This window comes from Delftia sp. JD2 (genome assembly GCF_001682645.1).
GTDB lineage: Bacteria > Pseudomonadota > Gammaproteobacteria > Burkholderiales > Burkholderiaceae_C > Comamonas > Comamonas acidovorans.
Genome location: NZ_LFJT01000042.1, coordinates 35589 through 56311, shown reverse-complemented (window position 1 = coordinate 56311; position 20723 = coordinate 35589). Strand labels below are relative to the sequence as shown.

The 20723-nt window shown below is 68.0% G+C and carries 20 protein-coding genes and 1 pseudogene; 8 read left to right on the top strand and 13 right to left on the bottom strand.

Translation table 11 applies throughout. The features are described 5' to 3' along the window. The 4 genes and pseudogenes from ACM14_RS20760 to ACM14_RS20745 all read left to right on the top strand — a co-directional run. Positions 1-250, top strand: a pseudogene (locus ACM14_RS20760) (hypothetical protein); the annotation flags it as partial. Further along, entirely contained in the window at positions 247-618 is a 372-nt protein-coding gene (locus ACM14_RS20755) for a hypothetical protein (protein ID WP_043820078.1), read from the top strand. The pseudogene ACM14_RS20760 and the gene ACM14_RS20755, both read left to right, overlap by 4 nt. 48 nt (positions 619-666) lie before the next feature. After that, positions 667-1650 carry a tripartite tricarboxylate transporter substrate binding protein gene (locus ACM14_RS20750; RefSeq protein ID WP_013804719.1) on the top strand — a complete coding sequence of 328 codons (984 nt, stop codon included), beginning with the start codon at positions 667-669 and terminating at the stop codon, positions 1648-1650. 108 nt (positions 1651-1758) lie between these two features. Then, entirely contained in the window at positions 1759-3879 is a 2121-nt protein-coding gene (locus tag ACM14_RS20745) for an alpha/beta hydrolase domain-containing protein (RefSeq protein WP_065347178.1), read from the top strand. 20 nt (positions 3880-3899) lie between these two features. On the opposite strand, the gene ACM14_RS20740 is transcribed toward ACM14_RS20745, so the two are convergent. From ACM14_RS20740 to apaG, 4 genes are all read right to left on the bottom strand, one after another. Then, a complete protein-coding gene (locus ACM14_RS20740; protein ID WP_013804717.1) occupies positions 3900-5024 on the bottom strand; it encodes a YbdK family carboxylate-amine ligase in 1125 nt (374 codons plus the stop codon). Next, entirely contained in the window at positions 5014-6276 is a 1263-nt protein-coding gene (locus ACM14_RS20735; RefSeq protein ID WP_043820084.1) for a cation:proton antiporter, read from the bottom strand. The genes ACM14_RS20740 and ACM14_RS20735 overlap by 11 nt, the downstream gene beginning before the upstream one ends. A gap of 198 nt (positions 6277-6474) precedes the next feature. Continuing rightward, positions 6475-8442: a site-specific recombinase gene (locus ACM14_RS20730; protein WP_012202652.1), complete on the bottom strand. Its 1968-nt coding sequence runs from the start codon at positions 8440-8442 to the stop codon at positions 6475-6477. 52 nt (positions 8443-8494) lie between these two features. Beyond that, a complete protein-coding gene (gene apaG / locus ACM14_RS20725; protein WP_034367895.1) occupies positions 8495-8902 on the bottom strand; it encodes a Co2+/Mg2+ efflux protein ApaG in 408 nt (135 codons plus the stop codon). 116 nt (positions 8903-9018) lie between these two features. On the opposite strand from apaG, the gene rpe reads away from it, so the two are divergent. Then, positions 9019-9702 (top strand): ribulose-phosphate 3-epimerase, encoded by a 684-nt coding sequence (rpe, locus tag ACM14_RS20720; RefSeq protein ID WP_012202654.1) that lies wholly within the window; start codon positions 9019-9021, stop codon positions 9700-9702. A 69-nt stretch (positions 9703-9771) separates the two neighbouring features. Here the strand turns inward: rpe and ACM14_RS20715 are convergent, their stop codons facing one another. From ACM14_RS20715 to ACM14_RS32505, 3 genes are all read right to left on the bottom strand, one after another. Next, positions 9772-10059 (bottom strand): CzcE family metal-binding protein, encoded by a 288-nt coding sequence (locus tag ACM14_RS20715; protein ID WP_224986389.1) that lies wholly within the window; start codon positions 10057-10059, stop codon positions 9772-9774. 198 nt (positions 10060-10257) lie between these two features. Beyond that, a complete protein-coding gene (locus ACM14_RS20710) occupies positions 10258-11304 on the bottom strand; it encodes a porin (protein ID WP_013804713.1) in 1047 nt (348 codons plus the stop codon). A 128-nt stretch (positions 11305-11432) separates the two neighbouring features. Beyond that, positions 11433-12026 carry a hypothetical protein gene (locus ACM14_RS32505; RefSeq protein ID WP_254662107.1) on the bottom strand — a complete coding sequence of 198 codons (594 nt, stop codon included), beginning with the start codon at positions 12024-12026 and terminating at the stop codon, positions 11433-11435. Positions 12027-12038: 12 nt separating this feature from the next. Between ACM14_RS32505 and ACM14_RS20705 the strand changes: the two genes are divergently transcribed. Both ACM14_RS20705 and ACM14_RS20700 read left to right on the top strand, forming a co-directional pair. Beyond that, positions 12039-13205: a hypothetical protein gene (locus ACM14_RS20705; protein WP_254662106.1), complete on the top strand. Its 1167-nt coding sequence runs from the start codon at positions 12039-12041 to the stop codon at positions 13203-13205. 33 nt (positions 13206-13238) lie between these two features. Further along, on the top strand, positions 13239-13931 hold the full coding sequence (locus tag ACM14_RS20700; RefSeq protein WP_043820088.1) for a winged helix-turn-helix domain-containing protein: 693 nt from the start codon (positions 13239-13241) through the stop codon (positions 13929-13931). 57 nt (positions 13932-13988) lie between these two features. Here ACM14_RS20700 and ACM14_RS20695 read toward each other — a convergent pair whose 3' ends face one another. From ACM14_RS20695 to ACM14_RS20670, 6 genes are all read right to left on the bottom strand, one after another. After that, entirely contained in the window at positions 13989-14996 is a 1008-nt protein-coding gene (locus tag ACM14_RS20695) for a transketolase family protein (protein ID WP_065347176.1), read from the bottom strand. Continuing rightward, positions 14993-15856 (bottom strand): transketolase, encoded by an 864-nt coding sequence (locus ACM14_RS20690; RefSeq protein WP_065347175.1) that lies wholly within the window; start codon positions 15854-15856, stop codon positions 14993-14995. The genes ACM14_RS20695 and ACM14_RS20690 overlap by 4 nt, the downstream gene beginning before the upstream one ends. A 33-nt stretch (positions 15857-15889) precedes the next feature. Then, a complete protein-coding gene (locus tag ACM14_RS20685; RefSeq protein WP_017406354.1) occupies positions 15890-17149 on the bottom strand; it encodes a TRAP transporter large permease in 1260 nt (419 codons plus the stop codon). Positions 17150-17162: 13 nt separating this feature from the next. Further along, the gene (locus tag ACM14_RS20680; protein ID WP_043820094.1) at positions 17163-17717 is read right to left on the bottom strand and encodes a TRAP transporter small permease; all 555 of its coding nucleotides are present in this window, start codon (positions 17715-17717) and stop codon (positions 17163-17165) included. 17 nt (positions 17718-17734) lie between these two features. Then, positions 17735-18736 (bottom strand): TRAP transporter substrate-binding protein, encoded by a 1002-nt coding sequence (locus ACM14_RS20675; protein WP_065347174.1) that lies wholly within the window; start codon positions 18734-18736, stop codon positions 17735-17737. Between the two features lie 71 nt (positions 18737-18807). After that, on the bottom strand, positions 18808-19557 hold the full coding sequence (locus ACM14_RS20670; protein WP_013804706.1) for an SDR family NAD(P)-dependent oxidoreductase: 750 nt from the start codon (positions 19555-19557) through the stop codon (positions 18808-18810). A gap of 183 nt (positions 19558-19740) precedes the next feature. Here ACM14_RS20670 and ACM14_RS20665 point away from each other — a divergent pair, with 183 nt between their 5' ends. Next, entirely contained in the window at positions 19741-20655 is a 915-nt protein-coding gene (locus tag ACM14_RS20665) for a LysR substrate-binding domain-containing protein (protein ID WP_065347173.1), read from the top strand. Positions 20656-20723 lie beyond the last annotated feature (68 nt).

Genomic DNA, 20723 nt, shown 5'->3' with positions numbered 1-20723 from the left:
CGCAGCCGCCCCCCAGGACGTGCGCCTGCGCGCCGCCTGGCTGCGCCCCACGCAAACCGAGGCGCGGCGCCTGCCGCGCGAGGTCAATGCGCTGTACACCTGCGGGCCGGCCGGCGGCGGCGGCGTGCGCACGGCGCTGCGCGCGCGGCTGGGCACGGTGTCCTGCCTGCTGGCGCAGCAGAGCGTCGCCACCGGGTGGAAGTGGGCCGAGGAAGAGACCGAGAAAGAGGCCGGGGAGCACGCCGCATGAACACACTGCCAACCACGATGCCCGTCACCGTGCCGTTGTACCGCCTGGCGCACGGGCGCACGGGGGACAAGGGCAACCGCTCCAACATCAGCCTGATCGCCTGGAATGCCGCCTGCTGGCCCGTGCTGGTGGAGCAGATCACCGAAGAGCGCGTGGCCGCGCACTTCGCCGCCCGGCGCCCTGCGCGCGTGCAGCGCTTCGTGCTGCAGCGCCTGCAGGCCATGAACTGGGTGCTGGACGAGGTGCTGGACGGCGGCGTCAACGACGCGCTCAACCTCGACAGCCACGGCAAGGCGCTGTCGTACTGGCTGCTGCAGATGCAAGTCCACATACCGGCTTCGCTGCTGCCCCACCTGGCGCCGGAGTAGCCGGCAGGACCCGCCCGTCACACATTCATCACAACAAAGGAGACAGACATGAACCTTTCGCAGAACCTTCCCCGCCGCCATGCGCTCGTGCTGGCCGCCTGCGCGCTGGCAGCCGCTGCAGCACCGGCCCTGGCGCAGGACTATCCGTCCAAGCCCATCACCTTCGTCGTGCCGTTTGCGGCCGGCAGCGCCACCGACCAGCTGGCACGGGCGCTGGGCCAGGCCGTGACCACGGCGACCAAGCAGGCCGTAGTGGTCGAGAACAAGGGCGGCGCCAGCGGCATGATCGCGGCCCAGCAGGTGGCGCGCTCGGCGGCCGATGGCTACACGGTGCTGATCACCACCAACACCACGCATGCGGCCAACCAGCATCTGTACAAGAAGCTGCCCTATGACGCGGTCAAGGACTTCGCGCCCGTGGCCGGGCTGGGCAAGGGCGGCCAGGTGCTGGTGGTGCGCGCCGATGCGCCGTACAGGAACGTGGGCGATCTGCTGGCGGCGGCGAAGAAGCAGCCGGGCAAGCTGTCGTTCGGCAGCGGCAGCTCCTCCAGCCGCGTGGCCGGTGAAATGCTCAAGCAGCTGGCCGGCGTGGACCTGATGCACGTGCCCTACAAGAGCAATCCGCTGGCCATCACCGACCTGTTGGGCGGCCAGATCGACCTGATGATCACCGACACCTCCACCGGCGTGCCCCAGGTCAAGTCGGGCAAGCTGCGCGCCCTGGGCTACTCCACCACCAAACGCAGCCCGCAGCTGCCCGAGGTGCCCACGCTGGAGGAAGCCGGCGTCAAGGGCTATGACATGGGCTACTGGTTCGCGGCCTACGCGCCCGCTGGCACGCCCGAGGCCGTGGTGGCCCGGCTCAACCGCCTTCTGTCCGACGCCGTGCACAGCGCGGGCGCCAAGTCCTTCTTCGAGATGTCCGGCTCCGAGGGCTGGACCGCAACGCCCCAGGAGCTGGCCGCCTTCCAGGCGGGCGAGACCCAGAAGTGGGGCCAGGTGATCAAGGCCGCCGGCATCCAGCCCGAGTAGGCCGCTCCCCGCTCTCCCGTTCCCTTTCTTTCCGAACCGTCCTAGGCCGCCGCAATGCACGGCGGCCAGGGCGGAGCCTTGCCTGTGCCATGACCCCAAGGAGACAACATGCACATCAGATCCACCCATCCACTGGCCCTTGCCCTGGCCGCATCCGGCCTGCTGACCGCCTGCGGCGGCAGTGACTCGCCCGCCGGCTCGCAGGCGCCGCGCATGCAGCTGAGCATCAGCGCCACCGAGGACTTTGCCGGCAGCTACGGCAGTGTCGGCGCCTACGAAAAAGTGACCGGCGTGCTGCGCGGCGAGCTGGACCCGGCCGACCCGAAGAACGCCGTGATCCAGGACCTGGCGCTGGCGCCCGTCAATGCGCGCGGCATGGTCGAGTACAGCACCGACTTCGTCATGCTCAAGCCCAAGGACATGTCCAAGGCCAGCGGCGTGCTGCGCTATGACGCGCCCAACCGCGGCAACATCCTGACCATGCCCAACCCCACGGCCGCGCCCGGCGATGCGGTCTACCTGGAGCGCGGCTATGTGCTGCTGTACTCGGCCTGGCAGGGCGATGTGCCCAAGTCCACGCCAGCACGCCTGACGGTCACCGTGCCCGTGGCCCGCAACAAGGACGGCAGCAGCATCACGGGCAGCTATCGCACCGAGCTGGTCCCGGCCGCCGCCGTGCCCTCCATGACCCTGCCCGGCGGCGTGTTCAACGGGACCATGATTCCTTACGAGCCCGCCAGCCTGGACAACACGCAGGCCGGCTACTCGCTCACGCGCCGCATCAACGAAACCGATGCGCGCCAGACCGTGCCTGCGGGCGACTGGAAGTTCGCCAGCTGCGATGCCGCCGCCAATCCCTTCCCCGGCACGCCCGCGGCCACCAGCGTCTGCCTGAAGGGCGGGTTCGATCCGCAGTACCTCTACGAGCTGGTCTACGTGGCCAAGGACCCCAAGGTCATGGGCGTGGGCCTGGCGGCGCTGCGCGATACGGTGAGCTTCTTCCGCGCCAAGGCGGCCGATGCCGACGGCAAGGCCAATCCGCTGGCCGGGCGCATCACGCACACCATCGGCCAGGGCACCTCGCAGTCGGGCAATGCCATGAAGACCTTCCTGCACCTGGGCTTCAACCAGGCGCTCGATGGCGGCAAGGTCTTCGACGGTATGTATGCCCACGTGGCCGCGCGCCAGACCAACATCAACACGCGCTTTGCCGTGCCCGGCGGCGGGGGCGGCCTGCGCACCGACCACACGGCCTTCGGACAGACCGCGCCGCGCGGCCTGGACAAGGACTACAGCGACGAGGTCAGCGGCCGCCAGGGCGGCGTGATGAAGCGCTGCGAAGCCAGCAACACCTGCCCCAAGTTCTTCCTGGGCCTGTCGGGCACGGAGTTCTGGCAGCTGCAGGGCTCGCCCGTGCTGACCGATGCCAACGGCCTGCGCGACATCGCCCAGCCCGCCAATGCGCGCATCTACTACTACGCCAGCACCCAGCACGGCGGCGCAGGCGGCACGGCCAGCATCGGCTATGCGCCCACGCGCAATGTCTATCCGGCCGGCACCGTGGTGCACTTCAACGACACGTTCCGCGCGCTGTTCGTCGCGCTGGAGGACTGGGTGGTGCGCGGCACCGAGCCGCCGGCCAGCCAGGTGCCCAGGCTGGCCGACGGCACCCTGGTGCGGCCCGACAAGCTGGTCTTTCCCGCCATGAAGGGCCTGAGCTGGAGCGTGGGCGGCGTGCAGACCGCCATCCCCGAGTTCCGCTACCTGGCGCGCCACAACGGCTTTGCGCTGCTCGACTTCGGCCCGCAGTACGTGCCGCAGGACGAAAGCGGCATCGCCACGCTGCAGCCGCCGCGCGCCACGGGCAAGGACTACGCCATCCTCGTGCCTCAGGTCGATGCGGCCACCGGCCTCACGCGCGCAGGCATTCGCAGCGTGGAGGCGCGGGCACCGCTGGGCACCAGCATGGAGTTCAACTACGTGGCCACGCCGGGCATCGTGGACCTGTCCAACCTCACGGGCAGCTTCATCCCCTTCCACAAGACGCGCGCGGCGCGGCTGGCGGCCGGTGACGGGCGGCCTTCACTGGAGGAGCTGTATGTTGATCAGGCCGGCTACTTGAGCGCCGTCACGGCCGCGGCCCAGGACCTGGTGCGCCAGCGCCTGCTGCTGCAGCGCGACGCCGACGCGCAGATCACCGCCGCGCGTGCGGCGGCGGTACTGCCTTGAGCCTGCGCTGAACGCAGGCCTCAGACTGCCTGGCCGCGAAAGCGCATGGCCGCCTGGCGCGAGACCTCGGCCAGCAGCTGCTCGCTGCGCTGGCGTTCGCGCAGCCAGCGGGCATCGTTGCTGCCGGCGGCCACGTCGCTGCGCAGCAGGTGCAGGGCGGGCGCAGCGCCATGGCGGGCCGCGTAGTCGGCCACGGCATCCATGGTCTTGAGGATGTGGTCGGCCAGCGGCATGTGCTCGCCCGTGGCCGGGTCCACGTACACGGCTTCCAGGCCGAAGCGGCAGGCCTGGAAGCGGTTGTAGGTGTAGACCAGGTAGTCGTCTTCCACGGGCGTGAAGGGCTGGGTGTCCATGAACCAGGCGGCCAGCGCCTGCACGTAGCCGGACAGGGCGGCTGCGCGCTCGATGGTCAGCGGCGTGTCGAACACGCGGATCTCGATGGTGCCGAACTCCGGCTTGGGCCGGATGTCCCAGTAGAAGTCCTTCATGCTCTTGACCACGCCCGTGCGCGTCATCTTGTCGAAGTACTGCTCGAACTCGCTCCAGTGCAGCACGCAGGGCGCGCGGCCCGACAGCGGAAAGGCGAACACCGAGTTCAGCCGCGCCGAGTCGAAGGCCGTGTCGTGGCCCTGCACGTAGGGGCTGGAGGCCGACAGCGCAATGAAGTGCGGGATGTAGCGCGACATGCGGTGCAGCATGAGCAGGGCCGCGTCGGCGTCGGGGCAGCCGATGTGCACATGCTGGCCGAAGATGGTGAACTGCTTGGACAGGTAGCCGTACAGCTGCGACAGCTCCTGGAAGCGCGGCTTGTCGTAGATGCGCCGCTCATGCCACTGCTGGAAGGGGTGGGTGCCGCCGCCCACCACGGCGATGTTGAGCTTGTCGGCGCTTTTGACCAGGGCATCGCGGATCTGGCTGAGCTGGCCCAGCACCTCCGAGGCCGAATGGCAGACGCTGGTGGAGATCTCGATCATGCTGTTCGTCATCTCGGGCACCACGCTGCCGGGCAGCGGGTTCTTGAGCATGAGGCGCAGCATGTCCTCGGCGTAGGGGGCCAGGTCGTAGTCGTGGGTGTTGACCAGCTGCAGTTCCAGCTCCACGCCCAGGGTCAGCGGTTCGGACGAGTTGAAGGCTTCAAGACTCACGTTCATCTCCTGCGGTATTCGTGCGGCTCAGCGGCTTCCAGGGACGGGAGCTTTCGCCGGAGCGGTAGATGGCCACGGTGGCCAGGGCGGCGCCCAGCACCTCCATCACCAAAATGGTGGGCAGGGCCACGCCTGCGATCTGCGCGCCCAGCTCGGGCGCGGCGGCCACGAACTGCGATGCAATCAGCAGCGCCACCGACGACATGGGCGCCATGGCGCAGCCCACCCAGAAGGCCTGGCGCCAGTTGGCGCCCGTGCCCACATTGCCCACGGCCACGCCCATGGTCTTGGCGACCAGGCGTGCCAGGATCACGGCGCCCACCACGCCGGCCACCGGCGCGCTCCAGTCGGCCTGCGCGGCCACGGTGGAGACCAGCACGAACATCAGCATGGTCAGCAGCGAGGCCGCTGTGCCCAGCTGGCGCGGCCAGGCCCAGGGGCGCGGGTTGAACTGCTTGAGCAGGATGCCGCCCAGCAGCGCCGCCAGCGGCGCCGAGCCGCCCAGGTACGAGGCCACGGGCACGCTTGCCGAGATCAGCGTGAGAAAGAGGATGGAGGTGTTCTCGCTGGCCGGGCTCATGAAGCGCAGCGCCAGGCGCATCAGCACGGCCAGCACCAGGGCCACGGCTACCGAGACGCCCAGCACCACCAGCACCGGCATGATCGAGGCCACGAAGCCCGCCTTGGGCTGCGTCAGCATGCCCGCCTTGGCGCTGCCCAGGGCCAGCGCATACAGCGTGGACAGGGTGGCCAGCACCAGGCCGCGATCGGTCACGGCGCCTGCGGCACGCATGTCGGCCACCACGCGCGTCAGCACCAGGGGCGAGGCCGCCATGGCCACCAGGGCCAGCGGCCCGGCCACTTCGGGGGCCACGCCCAGCCAGCCCAGCACCAGGGAGACCAGCACATAGGTCAACGCGGATTCGGCCACGCTTTGCACCAGCACCATGGGGTTGTGGCGGAACCAGCGCAGCGTGATGCGCCCGCCGCATTCGAACAGCACGATGGCCACGCCCAGCTCCAGCAGGAACAATCCCGTGCCCTGCAGCGGCCAGGCGGTATTGGCGCCAAAGCCGATCAGCCCGGCAATGCCGCCTACCAGCGAATAGCCGACCACCTTGGGCAGGGCCGCATGGCGCTGGCAGGCGTAACCCACCATGGTGGCCACGGCCAGCAGCAGGGACCATTGCACCGTGGCCAACCCGGCCGATGGCCGCAGCCACGGTTCCCAGAAGCTCAGCATGTCATTCATAAGCGAGGTCCTTTGCGCGAGCCAGTGGCCCGCAAGCGAAGCTCCGCAAGGCCTTCCCTGCGGCGCGGGCAAGCCCGCGTCCCGTGCGCTTGGCACGGGGACACTTCGTTGGCGATCCACTGGCGTGACTGCCGGGCTGCAAGGCCGGGCGGGCACGCCAGCACGTGGGTTCCGCGTGGTTCCCGAGGTCCCGCAGGCTCAGGGGCGGAAGAAACTCAGCGGCGCTGTGCGCAGACGGCGGCGGATGGCCGAATAGATGCGCGAGCGGTCGACTCCGCTGACATTGTGTGCCCTCATCGCAACGCGGAATGCCAGATAAAAGCTGACAGTGACATTCAACGCGCCATTGACCGGCAGTAGGGCAACCGCCCACCAGAACATGTCGGAGTGCAGCACCTGCCAGCCCAGGGCCGCCATGGCGGCACCGATCTGGCCTGCCGACAGCGTGACGTGGCGTACCTCCAGCCCCAGGCCGAAGAAGGCAGCGAACGCGGGCACCAGGCCCAGCATCATGCCCAGCGAGACGTTGGCGGCAAAGCCCGAAATGTTCTTGCGCCAGAAATGCGCCCAGCGGTCGGCGCGCTTGGCACCCAGCCAGCGCGTGATGCCGGGGTTGTAGCGGATCACCGAGTCCAGCCGGCGCAGCACGAACCAGTTCTCGGCCCAGCCCGCGATCAGGCTGCTGGCGAACAGCAGCACGCCCGTGAAGGCCGCGAACAGCGGCGACATGCCCAGCAGGCTCAGCGAGTCGAGCACGGCGATCGCATGCGGCCCGTCGATGGGCGTGTGGCCGAACAGCTGGGCATAGCCCAGCGACAGCAGCAGCACCATGGGCAGCACCACCAGCACGTTGCCCAGCACGGCCGCCACCTGCGAGCGCACCAGGTGGGCGACCTCGTCCACGAACTCCTCGATGGCCTCGCTGGCGCGCAGGTCCTTGAGCTTGGCGGCCATGGCCGGTGCCGTCATGGCCGGCTGCTTGGTCGCCACCGTGAAGTGCAGCAGCTGGATCAGCACAAAGCTGATGGAGTAGTTGATGCCCGCCGCCAGCCCGCCCCAGAACGCCGACAGCCCCAGCGCGTAGAGCGCGAACTTCAGCAGCGTGGTGAAGGCCATCACAAAGCCGCCGCCAGCGGCCTTGGTCGCCATGGACAGGTATTCGCGGCCGGTGCGCGTGATGTAGTGCTCGCCCGTCTCGGCGCTGCGCTCGGCCACCTTGGCCGCCAGCAGCGAGGTGTTGGTGGACAGCAGCGCGCGCAAGCTGCGCCGCTCGATGCCCACGGACACCAGGTTGGCCAGCAGGTCGGCCGTCTCGGTGGCGCGGTTGTCGGCCACCAGGCAGTCCAGCAGCCGCCTGACGCGCAGGATGCGCGCGCGCAGCTGGCGCAGGCGGAACACCAGGCCCACCGAAATCCCTTCGGACTCGAAATGTGTGTAGACCGATGTCACGGCCGCGCGGCAGGCATCCAGGCGCTCGCGCAGCCGGGCCTCGGCCGCATCGCGCCGGTCATTGGTGCGCAGCGCGTGCATCACCTCCACGCGCAGGCTCTCTGCGTCGTGGATCAGGGCGTGGAAGGGCTGGTCGTCGCGCGCCTGCTCGTCCATGCGCAGGCGCAGTTCGGGCGAAAAGCCCGTGGACAGGATCTGCCCCGTGCAATAGGTGATGGAGCCCAGCAGGCTGTTCTGCCAGAAGCTGCTGCCCTGGCCCTCGCTGCCATCGGTCAGCAGCAGTGCGATGCGTTCGAGCAGCGGCGCCTCCAGCGCGTGCAGCCAGCGCGCGTCGAATTCGTCGGGCATGGCCAGCATGAACAGCTCGGAGGCATCCACCGTCTCGGGCGTGCTGGGCAGCAGCTTGTAGCGTGCGCGCTCGGACAGCTCGCTGAACATGTTGGTGCGCGGCGCAAAGCCGAAATCGGCCAGCAGCGCCGTGATGTCCACGGTGTCGATGAAGCGCAGCCACCAGGCATGCAGGCGCTGGCGCACGGCCGGGTCGGCCTCCACGGCCTCCACCAGCAACTGCACACGCTGCACGGCGCCGTCCACCGACGGCTTGGGCGCGCGCACCCACTCCAGCAGGTGGATCAGCCAGATATGGCGGTGCGCGAGGTCGGCCTCGGGGTCGAGTGCGGCCAGAAGGCCGGGCAGGTCTTGGGTGATTCGCTTCATGTAGGGGTCTTGCGGCAGGGCGGAAGACTAGCGCCTCCCCCGAGGAACGCGCTCAGTGCAGCACGCGGTTGTCAGGGTCCGGAAAGCTGTCGCCGCCAGCGCCCGACTGCAGATGAAAGCGCGGGATGGGGCACTCGAAGACTTCGCCCTCGTGGCTGATGCACAGATAGCTGCCCTGCATGCTGCCGTTGGGCGTGCGCAGCTGGCAGCCGCTGGTGTACTCGAAGGTCTCGCCGGGCTGCAGCAGCGGCTGGCGGCCGATCACCCCCAGGCCCTTGACCTCTTCCACATGGCCCAGTTCGTTGGTGATGATCCAGTGGCGCGCGATCAACTGGCCCGGCACCTGGCCGGTATTGGTCACGGTGATCGTGTAGGAGAAGGCGTATACGCCCGCCGCTGGAGCGGATTGCTCTGGCAAAAAGGCGGGGCGGACCTGGACCTGGAACTCGTTCATGGGCATGGCGGCAATGGTAACTGCCCGCAATGTACCGGCTTGCGAACGTCCCCACGCGCCGCCGCCCATGGCTTTGTGCCGTCGCTGGTGCCGGCATGGGCTAGCTGCGACAATCGCAGGCCATGAGCCCCACCTACCGCATCGCCCCCTCCATCCTGTCTGCCGACTTCGCCCGTCTGGGTGACGAGGTCAAGAATGTGATCGCCTCCGGCGCCGACTGGATCCACTTCGACGTGATGGACAACCACTACGTGCCCAACCTCACGTTCGGTCCCATGATCTGCGAGGCCCTGAAGCCCCATGCGAAGACGCCCGACGGCCAGCCCGTGCCCATCGACGTGCACCTGATGGTCTCGCCCGTGGACGAACTGGCCACGGCCTTCGCCAAGGCCGGCGCCGACTACATCAGCTTCCACCCCGATGCCACGGCCCACGTGCACCGCAGCATCCAGAACATCCGCGCCCAGGGCGCCAAGCCCGGCCTGGTGTTCAACCCCGCCGCTCCGCTGGACGTGCTGGACTGGGTCATCGACGACATCGACCTCATCTTGCTGATGAGCGTGAACCCCGGCTTCGGCGGCCAGAGCTTCATCGACAGCACGCTGCGCAAGATCGAGGCCGCGCGCAAGCGCATCGAGGCCAGCGGCCGCGACATCCGCCTGGAAGTGGACGGCGGCATCAAGGAAACCAACATCCGCCGCGTGGCCGATGCCGGTGCCGACACCTTCGTGGCGGGCAGCGCCATCTTCGGCAAGCCTGACTACAAGGCCGTGATCGACGCCATGCGCGGCGCCCTGGCCGCCTGAGCTTCGGCCTGCCTCCAGCAACGAAAAGGGCCCGCGAATTGCGGGCCCTTTTTGTTGCCAACGGCGCTTTCAGCCGCCCAGCTCATGCTCTCCGGGCATGACGAAGATGCTCTTGCCCTGCGTGTCGAAACCGGGCGGCGCAAAGCGCGCCACCGGGACATGGTTGTGCTGGATGGAGCTGACCTTCCACGCGAACGTGCGGCCCTGGCTGGTGAAGTTCACGGTTTCGCCGCAGGCGATATTGATGGGCGCTTTCTGCGATAGATCGACAGTACGGTAGACGCCCGCAGGCGCGGGCGATCCGTAATAGGATTTGCCGTTTGCAAAGCGTTCTGCATGGGCCGGCAATGCAGCCATGACGATTGCTGCGGTGCCCAATATGAATATGGATTTCATTGAATATGCCTCCGAAATAGGGCGGATACATGGGCGGATTCATGAAATCCGCCATGAACTGTATTCAGTCCATGGCGGAGACTGTAGAGTCATCGGCTTCTATATATCCGGGCAGCCGGATGACATTTCAGCCATATTGCCGCAAATGCGTGGAAATCTTCAGAAACTGTGGCGCATGCCGAGTTCAGCGCCTGTGGAACTGCCGCCCGCAGCCAGTCCGGTGGTGCCGCCATTGAGGCTGAAATTGGCCCCGCCCTTGTTGGTCACGCGTGCAAGGGTTCCATACAGCGCCGTGCGCCGCGACAGGTTGTGCACATAGCCGATCGCATACCTGTTGGCATCGCTGCCATTGAAGGCCACCGGGCCACGGCGCGAATCGGTGCGCACATAGGAGGCGCGGATGTAGTTCGCCCCCACGGGCACGGTAAGGCCGACCTGCCATCGGTCCTCGGAGCCCGCGATGCGGGTTCCATAGGTGCCATAGGGCAGGTCCTCGCGCTGGAAATACCCCATCAGCTTGGCAAAGCCGAAATCGTAGGAGGCGCCTGCGCCATATTGCTTGAGCTTGGTGCCCGCAGCGTTCACATCGGTCGAGCCATAGGTGAGCGCCAGGTTCAGAGGGCCGTTGTCGTAGGTCAGGCGGCTGCCGAAATGGCGGCCGGCGCTGCTCACGGGGTCTTCGTCCAGGGCATACATCACTTCTGCCTGGAAACCGCTCCATTTGGGAGTGAAGTACTGGATGGCGTTGTCGCTGCGGTAGTAGTTCGAGAAGGTGCCGGGCAGGCGGCTGATGATGTTGGAGTTTGCCAGGCCGATCACGTTGAACGGGTCGAACTTGGTGGGATTTTGCGCGGCCGGCGTGAAATCGCGGCCCAGGCGCAGCTCGCCGAAGCCGCCCGCCAAGCTCACCGTGGAGCGGCGCTGGAAGAACTTGCCATTGGCGTTTGTCGTGCCGGTGTCGGCATAGAGGTCGGACTCCAACCAGAACTCGGCTCTCAATCCGCCGCCCAGATCCTCGGTGCCGCGAAAGCCAAACCGGCCCGATGACAGCCCGCTGTTGTTCATGGTCATGTTGCTGGGCAGATCGCTGTTCTTCACGTAGCGCCCATTGACGTCAACGATGCCGAACAGGGTGATGGATGACTGCGCGCTGGCCGCCAGCGAAATGACGGGCAGTGCGGCCGCCAATATACGATTGAATTTCATGCCTGGTCCTTGTATTGAATGTGGATTCCATGCGCATCCATTTCAAAACGGATGCTGTTGTAAATACTAGAATTCACAGGCCGGCGCCAGGAGTCTTGAAAAGGAATCGACGGGGGGTGGCAAGCCAATCACAGGTTTTTAGGGCTCAACATGTTCCGTCCGGCCAACACCAATGGATTGCAATTCCATTCATGGCAGTTATCTTTCTTCAATATGTCTTGAATGTCACTTTTCTGTTGGGTAGATGGATTCTGGAGATTGATAGCATCCCGGGGGTTGAATCCGGTAAAGAAGAAAAAATCAATTCGTATCGGGTTGTTGATACGGCTGAGAGCGGGTATCGCAAGATAGGAGGGGACAGAAAAATGCGGCGCGAGGATGTCAAGCTGAGGATGCTGGCCAGGCGAGGGGACACGGGCGCCAGGCTTCAGCTCGGGGAGGCGTATCTGACCGGGGGGCCCGGCGTTTCCAGGAGCATCCCGGTGGGGTTGGAGTATCTGCAGGCCGCACTGCCTCAGGCCAGGCGCCAGGCCTCGGTCTGCATAGCCTTGCATCTGCCGCTCAGGGAGTTGCTGGAGCACGGGCTGCTGGAGACCCTGAGGATCGCGGCGGAGTATGAGGATGTCGGGCGCCAGAAGCTTGCCGCATGGCATCTCATCCGGGGGGAGCTCGATCTGGCGCTGGAGTGCCTTGGCAAGTGCGGCGCCGCCCTGCCAAGCCATCTGGCAAGCAGCGTGTCTGCGCACACATCCGGCGAGCTGCTGCAGGCGTTGCAGATCCTGCGCGCCATACAGCCGCTGGACATTGCCGAAGTCATGGCCTGCGAGGCCCGGCAGGCCATGGCCATGGGCCAGTCGCACCGCGCCGTGCGGATGTTGGAGCTCCTGCGCGACCTGCCTCATGCCGCTCATGGCCCGGTCATGCAGCAGCTGATTGCCGACCTGGTCCACCAGGCGGAGGTGGCGGGCCATGGCCTGGGACGGCTGACCGTGGGCTGGATCGAAGCCAGCCTGGACCGATGCGCCGCCAATGGCGACGTGCGCGCCTGCCACGTGCTTGGACGGGCGCTTTCGGGGCTGCCCTGTGCACACCTGGCTCCCGAAAACCTCGTGAATGCGCAGAACCTGCGCAAGGCCGCAGCCCTGCTGCTGCGCGCTGCCGATGGCGGCATCGTCACCGCCTGGCTGCACCTGTTCCGCATCTGCTCCGACTACCGCAGCTCGGTGGCCAATCCCACCCTGGCACGCTTTTGCCTGGAGAAGGCGGCACGTCACGGACTGCCCGAGGCCGAGCGCCGTCTGGGTGCACTGGTGCTGCGTGATGCCACGCACATCGAACCCATGGAACAGGGCGTGGCCCTGCTCCATGCTGCAGCGGCCAAGGGGGACGTGCTGGCCGGGCTGCTGCTGCGTTCCTTGCTGCTGCCCGTGGGCGGTGACAACGAGGAGGAGGCCCTCGCAGCCATCGAGGCCGTACAGCCAGATGCCCCGCTGCTGGCCATGCGCCTGCGCTTGGCGCGCGTGTTCGGGCTCACCAAGCTGGAGGCGCTGTCGGTCAATCCCTCGACCGCCATGCGTCCCTGGGGTTTGGTGGTGGGCCACAACCCCCTGGTGGCGAAGGCCCGGCTGTGCGAGCCCCGTGCCGTGCCCGCGACCACGCCCGATGCCCAGCGCTGCCTGGAGCAGGCCGCGTCCATGTTCTCGGCACAGCAGGGGGAATCCCTGGCGCCGGAAGGCTCGCTGAGGGCCCGATCCCTGCAGATGCGGCGGCTGTTTCACCGCCTGCAGATCAGTGAAACGGTCTTCTTCGCTTCTGCCTCCTCACAGCAGCGCGATGCCATTCGCATTGGCACGAAATGGGCCAGGCGGCAGCAGCAGATCCTCCGCCAGGTGCTGGCCTGAGCCTCGCCTGTGCCCGCGTGCGAAGGAAAAGACATGAAGATCCTGATCGTGGATGCCCACCCGCCGTCGGCGCAGTACCTGTGCCAGGGCCTGTGCCAGGACGGATTCAACGTCGATGTCGTGCATGACGGTCTGCAGGGCCGCAACCTGGCACTGAGCCGCGCCTACAGCCTGCTCGTGCTGGATCTGGACCTGCCTGGCCAGAGCGGGCGTGCGGTCCTGCAGACCCTGCTCCAGGCGGGCGACACGCCCACCATCGTGGTCACCGCAAACGACAGTCTGGAGGACCAGGTGTTCTGCCTGCAGAACGGCGCCGATGACTACCTGGTCAAACCCGTCAGGTTGCCGGTGTTCCTGGCCCGCGCACGGCTGCGGATGCGAGGCGCTGCCGGCCAGGAGGGCCTGCGCCTGACATTGGCGGACCTGGTGCTGGACCTGTCGAAAAAGCGGGTCGAGCGTGCCGGCCGGCGACTGGACCTCACTCGCCAGGAATTCGCCGTGCTGTGGCTGCTGCTGCAGCGCCAGGGCGATGTGGTCACGCGCGCCGAACTGGTGCAGCAGGTCTGGAGCCTGCCCGTCGATGCGCTGAACAACGTGGTGGATGTGGCGGTGTGCAGGCTGCGCAGCAAGCTCGATGATCCCTATGCGGTCAAGCTGCTGCACACGGTGCGCGGCATGGGCTACCTGCTGGCGTTGCGCGACGGGGATCCGGCCAAGCAGCCCTGATCTGTCCTGCTCTGCTCTGGTACGCCCTGTTGCGCCCGCCGCCACAACGCCGGGCGTTCAGCCCAGCCATTGGCGGATGCGTCCCGCCAGCGCCTGGGCGCTGATGCCGTAGCGCTCATGCAGCGTGGGCAGGGCGCCCGCATCGAGGAAGGCGTCCGGCAGGCCCGCCAGCCGAAAGCGCGCGGGCCGCACATCGCGCTCCAGCAGGGCGCCGGCCACGGCCTCGCCCAGGCCGCCCACCACCGAATGGTTCTCCGCCACCACCACCAGGCGCGGCCCGCTGGCCACGGCCTGCACGATGGCCTGCACATCCAGCGGCTTGATGGTGGCGCAATGCAGCACGGCGGTGCCCACGTTGTCGGCGGCCAGCAACTGTGCGGCCTCCAGCGCGCGCATGGTCATGAAGCCGCTGGAGATGATGAGCACCTCGCGGCCCTCGCGCAGCATCTTCGCCTTGCCCAGCTCGAAACGGTAGTCGTACTCGTCCAGCACCAGCGGCACGTTGCCGCGCAGCAGCCGCATGTAGACGGGGCCGCGGTGCGCCGCGATCTGGGGCACGGCCTGGGTGATGTCCAGTGCATCGCAGGGATCGACGATGGTCAGCCCCGGCACGGCCCGCATCATGGCCAGATCGTCCGTGGCCTGGTGGCTGGGGCCGTAGCCCGTGGTCAGGCCGGGCAGGGCGCAGCAGATCTTGACGTCCAGGTTCTCCTCGGCAATCACCTGGTGGATGAAGTCATAGGCCCGGCGCGTGCCGAACACCGCATAGGTGGTGGCAAAGGGCGTCAGCCCCTCCTTGGCCATGCCGCCGGCGGCGGCCATGAGCAACTGCTCGGCCATGCCCATCTGGAAGAAGCGCTCGGGGTGGGCCTGGGCGAACAGGTGCAGGTCGGTGTACTTGGCCAGGTCGGCCGTCATGCCCACCACATCGGGCCGGCTGGCGGCCAGCTCCACCAGGGCCTTGCCGAAGGGCGCGGCCTGCACGCGCTGGCCCTCGGCGGCGATGGAGGCAATCATGGCCGAGGTGGTCGGCCGGGGCTTGGGGGTGGCAAGAGGCATGTTCATGGCAGGGCGGGCTCCAGGGGTTGCGATGCGTCCAGGATGGCGATGGCCTGCTGCCACTCGGGCGGATCGACGCGGATGAAATGGTTCTTCTCGCGCTGCTCCAGGAAGTGCACGCCCTTGCCCATCAGCGTGTCGCAGAGGATGACGCGGGGCCGGTCCTCGGCCAGCGCCCGTGCCGCGTCGAAGGCCTGCACCACCTGGGCCAGGTCGTTGCCGTCCACGCGCTGCACATGCCAGCCGAAGGCGGCCCATTTGTCGGCCAGCGGCTCGAAGCCCAGCATGCGTGTGGACGGGCCGTCGGCCTGCTGGTTGTTCACGTCCACCAGGCAGATCAGCCGGCCCAGCCCGTGGTGGGCGGCGGACAGCGCGGCCTCCCAGGTCGAGCCCTCGTCCAGCTCGCCGTCGGACATGGAGTTGTAGACAAAGGCATCGCTGCCCTTGTGGCGCAGCGCCAGCGCCATGCCCACGGCGATCGGCAGGCCCTGGCCCAGCGAGCCGCCCGAAATCTCCATGCCCGGCGTATAGCTGGCCATGCCCGACATGGGCAGGCGGCTGTCATCGCTGCCATAGGTCTGGAGCTCCTCGTCGGACAGGATGCCCGCCTCGGCCAGGGCCGCGTAGAAGGCGATGGCGTAGTGGCCGTGCGAGAGCAGGAAGCGGTCGCGGCCCTCCCACCCGGGCTCATCGGGCCGCAGCCGCAGCGCGTCGCCATAGGCCACGGCCAGCACATCGGCCCAGCCCAGGGCCTGGCCTATGTAGCCCTGGCCCTGCACCTCGCCCATTTGCAGGGCGCGGCGGCGTATGCGCCAGGCACAGGCCGCGAGCCGGTCCAGGCGCTGTTGCAGTGGTTCTTGGTTCATGCATCGTCTCCTCGGGATGGAAGGGCGCGCGGCTCAGCGCAGGATGCTGGCCGGCACATAGGACACCAGCGCCAGCACGGCCAGCGCCACCAGATAGAAGGGAATCAGCTCGCGCACGGTCTGGCCCACCTTGACCCGGGCCAGCGAGCTCGTGATGAACAGCGTCGTGCCCACGGGCGGCGTGTACAGCCCCAGGGCCAGGTTCACGACCATCATGATTCCCAGCTGGGTCATGTCCATGCCGATGCTCTGGGCCAGCGGCACGAACACCGGCGTGAGCAGCAGCACGGCGGCCGGCAGGTCGATGAACATGCCGATGAAGAGCATCAGCAGGTTCATCAGCACGATCACCAGCCAGGCCGAATGCACATGCGACTGCACCCACTGCACGATGCCGTCGGGCATGCGGTCGAAGGTCAGCAGCCAGCCGATGGCCGACGAGGCCATGATCACCAGCAGCACCACGCCCGTGGCCAGGCCCGCATGCACCACCGCATCGTTGAGCCGGCGCCAGCCCAGGTCGCGGTAGATGGCGGCCGACACCAGGCCCGCATACAGCGTGGACAGCACGGCCACCTCGGTGGGCGTGGCGATGCCGAAGCGCAGGAACACGATGATCAGCACCGGCAGCAGCAGGGCCGGGCTGGCGTACAGCAGGTGGCGCCGGAAGGCGGGCCAGGCAAAGGGCGTGGTGTCGCGCGGGAAGCCGCGCCTGCGGCCCACCCACCAGCACACGCCCATGAAGCCCGCGCACATCAGCAGCCCCGGCACGATGCCCGCCACGAACAGCGCCGCAATCGATGCATTGGCGCTGAGCGCGAACAGGATCATGGGAATCGACGGCGGGATCAGGATGTCGATGGTGGCCGCCGCCGCCAGCGTGGCCGCCGAGAACGCGGGCGGGTAGCCCAGCCGCCTGTGCCACGGGATCATCAGCGAGCCGATGGCCGAGGCATCGGCCACGGCCGAGCCCGACACCCCGCCGAACAGCGTGGACGACATCACCCCCACCTGGGCCGGCCCGCCGTGAAAGCGCCCTATCAGCGCCGACAGCACGCCCACCAGGGCCTCGCCCAGGCGCCCGCCCATCATCAGCGAGCCGGTGAGCATGAAGAACGGAATGGCGATCAGCGGAAAGCTCTGCACCTGGGCCACCATCTGCTGCACCAGCAGGTCCAGCGGCACGCGGTCCGAGGTGGCCGCCGCCGCCATGGCGCCCATGAGCAGCGCGTGGGCAATGGGCATGGCGATCACGGCGCCCGCCATGAAGACGAAAAGCATGATGAAGGACATGGACATGCCCCCTTCACCAGTGCACGGCGGCCACGGGCCGCGCGGGTTCGGCATCGGCACTTGGGGCATCGGCCGCATCTGCAGCCCTTGCGGATGCCCGGCCCCCACCCGCCACGCAGGCGCGCCAGGCCGACTGCAGGGCCAGCAAGGACAGCAGCACCATGCCCACCATCACGCAGCCATAGGTCAGCGAGCCGGGAATGCCCAGGATCTGGCTGCGCTCGTCATGCACGATCTCCAGCATGTTCAGCGTGGACCAGGCCAGCGTGGCGTACAGGGCGGCCACGGCCAGCCAGCCCAGCACGGCCGTGGCGCGCTGCACGCGGGCAGGCAGCGCCTCGACCAGAAAGCTCGTGGTGATGTGGGCACCATGGGCGGCGGCCAGCACCACGCCCGACATCACCAGCCAGGGAAACAGCAGCTCGGGCACTTCGTTGGCCCATTGCAGGCTGGCGCCGCTGGCATAGCGCAGGGCGGTGTTGCACACCAGGATCACGAAGATCACCAGGGTGCTGGTCCACAGCACGGCGCGGCACAGGCCCGTGACCAGGCGTTCGATGAGGTTCATGGATGCCTCCCTGCACTTCACTGCGCGCCTGCGGCCTTGACGACCTTGGCGATATAGGGGCCCGCAGGGCTGGCCAGCCACTTGTCCTGCACCTTGGCCGTGGCCTGGGCGAAGGCCCGCGCGTCGATGGTGCTGACCTCCACGCCCTTGGCGCGGATGTCGTCCAGCAGCTTGTCGTCGGCCTCGCGCGCCAGCTGGCGCTGGTAGGCCGTGGCCTCCTGCGCGGCCTCGGTCAGCAGCGTGCGGTCGGCGGCCGGCAGCCGGTCCCAGCTGCGCTTGCCCATGAGCAGCGGCGTCATCTGGAACATGTGGCCCGTCAGCGTCAGGTGCTTTTGCACCTCGTACAGCTTGCTGGCGTGGAAGTTGGCCAGCGGGTTCTCCTGGCCATCGACCACGCCCTGCTGCAGGGCCACGTACAGCTCGGCGAACTTGATCTGCTGGGCCTCGGCCCCCAGGGCCTGGATGATGTCCACCAGCACCGCGTCGGGCGGCGTGCGCATCTTCAGGCCCTTGAGATCGTCCACGCTGCGCAGGGGCCGCTTGCTGTTGGTCATGTGGCGTATGCCGTTGTCCCAGTAGCCCAGCACCACCATGCCCTTGGCGGCCGATTTGTCGGCCAGCTCCCGGCCCAGCGGCCCGTCCAGCACCTGGAAGGCACGGGCCGGCGTGGCGAAGAGAAACGGCATGCCATAGGCCGCGTACTCCGGCACGGCCGCTGCCACCGCGCCCTGGGAATTGGCCGACAGGTCCAGCGCGCCCGTGCGCAGGGCCGTCACCATGGCCGCGTCGTCGCCCAGTTGGGCCGAGGGGGCGACCTGCACCTCGATACGGCCCGCGCTGCGCGCCTTCACCAGTTCGGCGAACTTCAGCGAGGCCAGGTGGCGCGGATTGTCGGGCGCCGCGCCGTGGCCCAGCGTGAGCTTCACGGCCTGGGCGCCGGCCAGTGCCGGCAGCAGCAGGGCGCAGGCTGCCAAGGCCCTTGCGGCCAGGGCAGCGCGTTGGAAATGCTTGTTCTGCATGGTCTTGTCTCCTTTGCTTTTTGGGGGGCCATGCGCGCCATGGCCAGGCCGGTGGGGTGCGGGTGATGCAGTCAGTGGATGAGCATCCCGCCGTTCACATCGAGCGTGATGCCCGTGCAATAGCCAGCCAGGTCGCTGGCCAGGAACACGCAGGCGCCGGCCACATCGTCGGCGCGGCCCAGGCGTGCCAGCGGAATCGTGGCGGAGATCTCGCGCTTGCGCTCGGGGCCGAGCTTGCCCTGGGTGATGTCCGTCTCGATCAGGCCCGGCGTGACGCAGTTGATGCGTATGCCATCGCCGCCGAACTCGCGCGCCATGGCGCGGGCCAGGCCCAGCACGCCGGCCTTGGCGGCCGAGTAGTGCGGCCCGCCGAAGATGCCGCCGCCGCGCTGCGCCGAGACGGAAGAAATGCAGACGATGGCGCCCGCTTGCTGCCTGCGCATGGCCGGCAGCACGGCCTGGGACATGTACAGCGTGCCGCGCAGGCTGACGTCGAGCACGCGGTCGTAGTCGGCCCCGCCGATCTCCAGCGTGCCCACGGCCTGCGTGATGCCCGCGTTGTTGACCAGCGCGTCGATGCGCCCGAAGGCGCGCAGCACGGCGGCGGCCGCCGCCTCGCACGAGGGCTTGTCCGTCACGTCGGCCACCAGCCCCAGGTGCCCGTCGCCCAGCCGCGCGGCCGCGCCGGCCGGATCGGCCCGCTCCAGGTCGAGGATGGCCACGCGGGCCCCCTGGGCGGCCATCTGGCGCGCCGTGGCAAAACCGAGTCCGTTGATCCCTGCGCCGCCGGTGATGATGGCGACCCTGTCCTTGAGCAGCATGTGCCTGTATCCGCTGTAGTGGTGGTGGATGCAGCCATCTTGGGCTGTCACGAGCATGAAGACAAACGATGTTTCATCAGCCTAAGATGACGGTTCTTCAGCTCACGTACGGGGTCTCCCGGGGTCTTCCGGGTGTCCCCCGGTGTCTGCCCGTGAGCTGCCCGCATCTTCGAGGAACTTGCCATGGCGTCCATTCCCAGCAGTGCCCACCTGCAGGCCTTCGAGGCCGTGGCGCGCCGGCGCAGCTTCGCGCTGGCGGCCTCCGAGCTGCACCTGACGGCCTCGGCCGTCAGCCACCAGGTGGCCAAGCTGGAAGCGCAGCTGGGCGTGCGCCTGTTCGAGCGCAGCGCGCATGGCGTGCGCCTGAGCCGCCCGGGGCAGGCCTACCTGGAGCGGGTGGGCGGCGCGCTGGCGGCCATCGTCTCGGCCACCGAGGACCTGCGCCACAGCATGAGCAACAGCCTCTACGTGCACTGCGCGCCCAGCATCGCCAGCCTCTGGCTCATGCCACGGCTGCGGGACTTTGCGCGGGCCTGCCCGCACATTGCGCTGAACCTGTCGGCTGCGCATTCGCACAGCGACTTCGCGCTGGGCCAGGCCGATATCGATATCCGCTACGGCATTGCGCAGTGGCCGGAGCTGGAGGTGGAGCCCCTGTTCGAGGAGCACATCCTGCCGCTGGCCAGCCCCGCCTTCGTGGCCGAGCATGAACTGCAGCGCGTGCAGCAGTTGCTGCATGTGCCGCTGATCCAGAGCAACGTCAGCATCGTCCAGTGGGCGGACTGGTTCCAGTCGTTCTCGCAGCTGCGCGCGCCAGAGCGCTTTGCCGTGCGTTTCGACCGCGCCCAGATGTCGCTGGACGCGGCCACGCAGGGCCTGGGCGTGGCGCTGGAAAGCGCCATGAATGCGGGCGGCCACATTGCCGACGGCCGGCTGGTGGCCCCCTTCGGCGTGGACCGGGCCCTGCGCGTCAAGGCCCACTTTGCCGTCTACCCCGCGCGCAACGCCCGGCGGCCCGCCGTGGCGGCCTTCCTGGCCTGGCTGCATGCCGAGGCTGCCCGCACCGAGCAGCAGCCCTGCCGCCAAAGCCCGGACTGAGTTGGCCGCCAGCCCCGAAAAATGGCAGAGCGGATATTCCTGCATCCATTGCGAAAAACCTGCGATGC

Bases quoted from the DNA above. Each gene is read 5' to 3' on its own strand.
- ACM14_RS20670 (WP_013804706.1), bottom strand. From the start codon at position 19,557: ATGCTGCTCAAGGACAGGGTCGCCATCATCACCGGCGGCGCAGGGATC.
- apaG (WP_034367895.1), bottom strand. From the start codon at position 8,902: ATGCCCATGAACGAGTTCCAGGTCCAGGTCCGCCCCGCCTTTTTGCCA.
- ACM14_RS20690 (WP_065347175.1), bottom strand. From the start codon at position 15,856: ATGAACCAAGAACCACTGCAACAGCGCCTGGACCGGCTCGCGGCCTGT.
- ACM14_RS20695 (WP_065347176.1), bottom strand. From the start codon at position 14,996: ATGAACATGCCTCTTGCCACCCCCAAGCCCCGGCCGACCACCTCGGCC.
- ACM14_RS20685 (WP_017406354.1), bottom strand. From the start codon at position 17,149: ATGTCCTTCATCATGCTTTTCGTCTTCATGGCGGGCGCCGTGATCGCC.
- ACM14_RS20665 (WP_065347173.1), top strand. From the start codon at position 19,741: ATGGCGTCCATTCCCAGCAGTGCCCACCTGCAGGCCTTCGAGGCCGTG.
- ACM14_RS20735 (WP_043820084.1), bottom strand. From the start codon at position 6,276: ATGAATGACATGCTGAGCTTCTGGGAACCGTGGCTGCGGCCATCGGCC.
- ACM14_RS20745 (WP_065347178.1), top strand. From the start codon at position 1,759: ATGCACATCAGATCCACCCATCCACTGGCCCTTGCCCTGGCCGCATCC.
- ACM14_RS20730 (WP_012202652.1), bottom strand. From the start codon at position 8,442: ATGAAGCGAATCACCCAAGACCTGCCCGGCCTTCTGGCCGCACTCGAC.
- ACM14_RS20675 (WP_065347174.1), bottom strand. From the start codon at position 18,736: ATGCAGAACAAGCATTTCCAACGCGCTGCCCTGGCCGCAAGGGCCTTG.
- ACM14_RS20750 (WP_013804719.1), top strand. From the start codon at position 667: ATGAACCTTTCGCAGAACCTTCCCCGCCGCCATGCGCTCGTGCTGGCC.
- ACM14_RS20680 (WP_043820094.1), bottom strand. From the start codon at position 17,717: ATGAACCTCATCGAACGCCTGGTCACGGGCCTGTGCCGCGCCGTGCTG.
- ACM14_RS20710 (WP_013804713.1), bottom strand. From the start codon at position 11,304: ATGAAATTCAATCGTATATTGGCGGCCGCACTGCCCGTCATTTCGCTG.
- ACM14_RS20755 (WP_043820078.1), top strand. From the start codon at position 247: ATGAACACACTGCCAACCACGATGCCCGTCACCGTGCCGTTGTACCGC.
- ACM14_RS32505 (WP_254662107.1), bottom strand. From the start codon at position 12,026: ATGGCTTGGCAGGGCGGCGCCGCACTTGCCAAGGCACTCCAGCGCCAG.
- rpe (WP_012202654.1), top strand. From the start codon at position 9,019: ATGAGCCCCACCTACCGCATCGCCCCCTCCATCCTGTCTGCCGACTTC.
- ACM14_RS20700 (WP_043820088.1), top strand. From the start codon at position 13,239: ATGAAGATCCTGATCGTGGATGCCCACCCGCCGTCGGCGCAGTACCTG.
- ACM14_RS20715 (WP_224986389.1), bottom strand. From the start codon at position 10,059: ATGGCTGCATTGCCGGCCCATGCAGAACGCTTTGCAAACGGCAAATCC.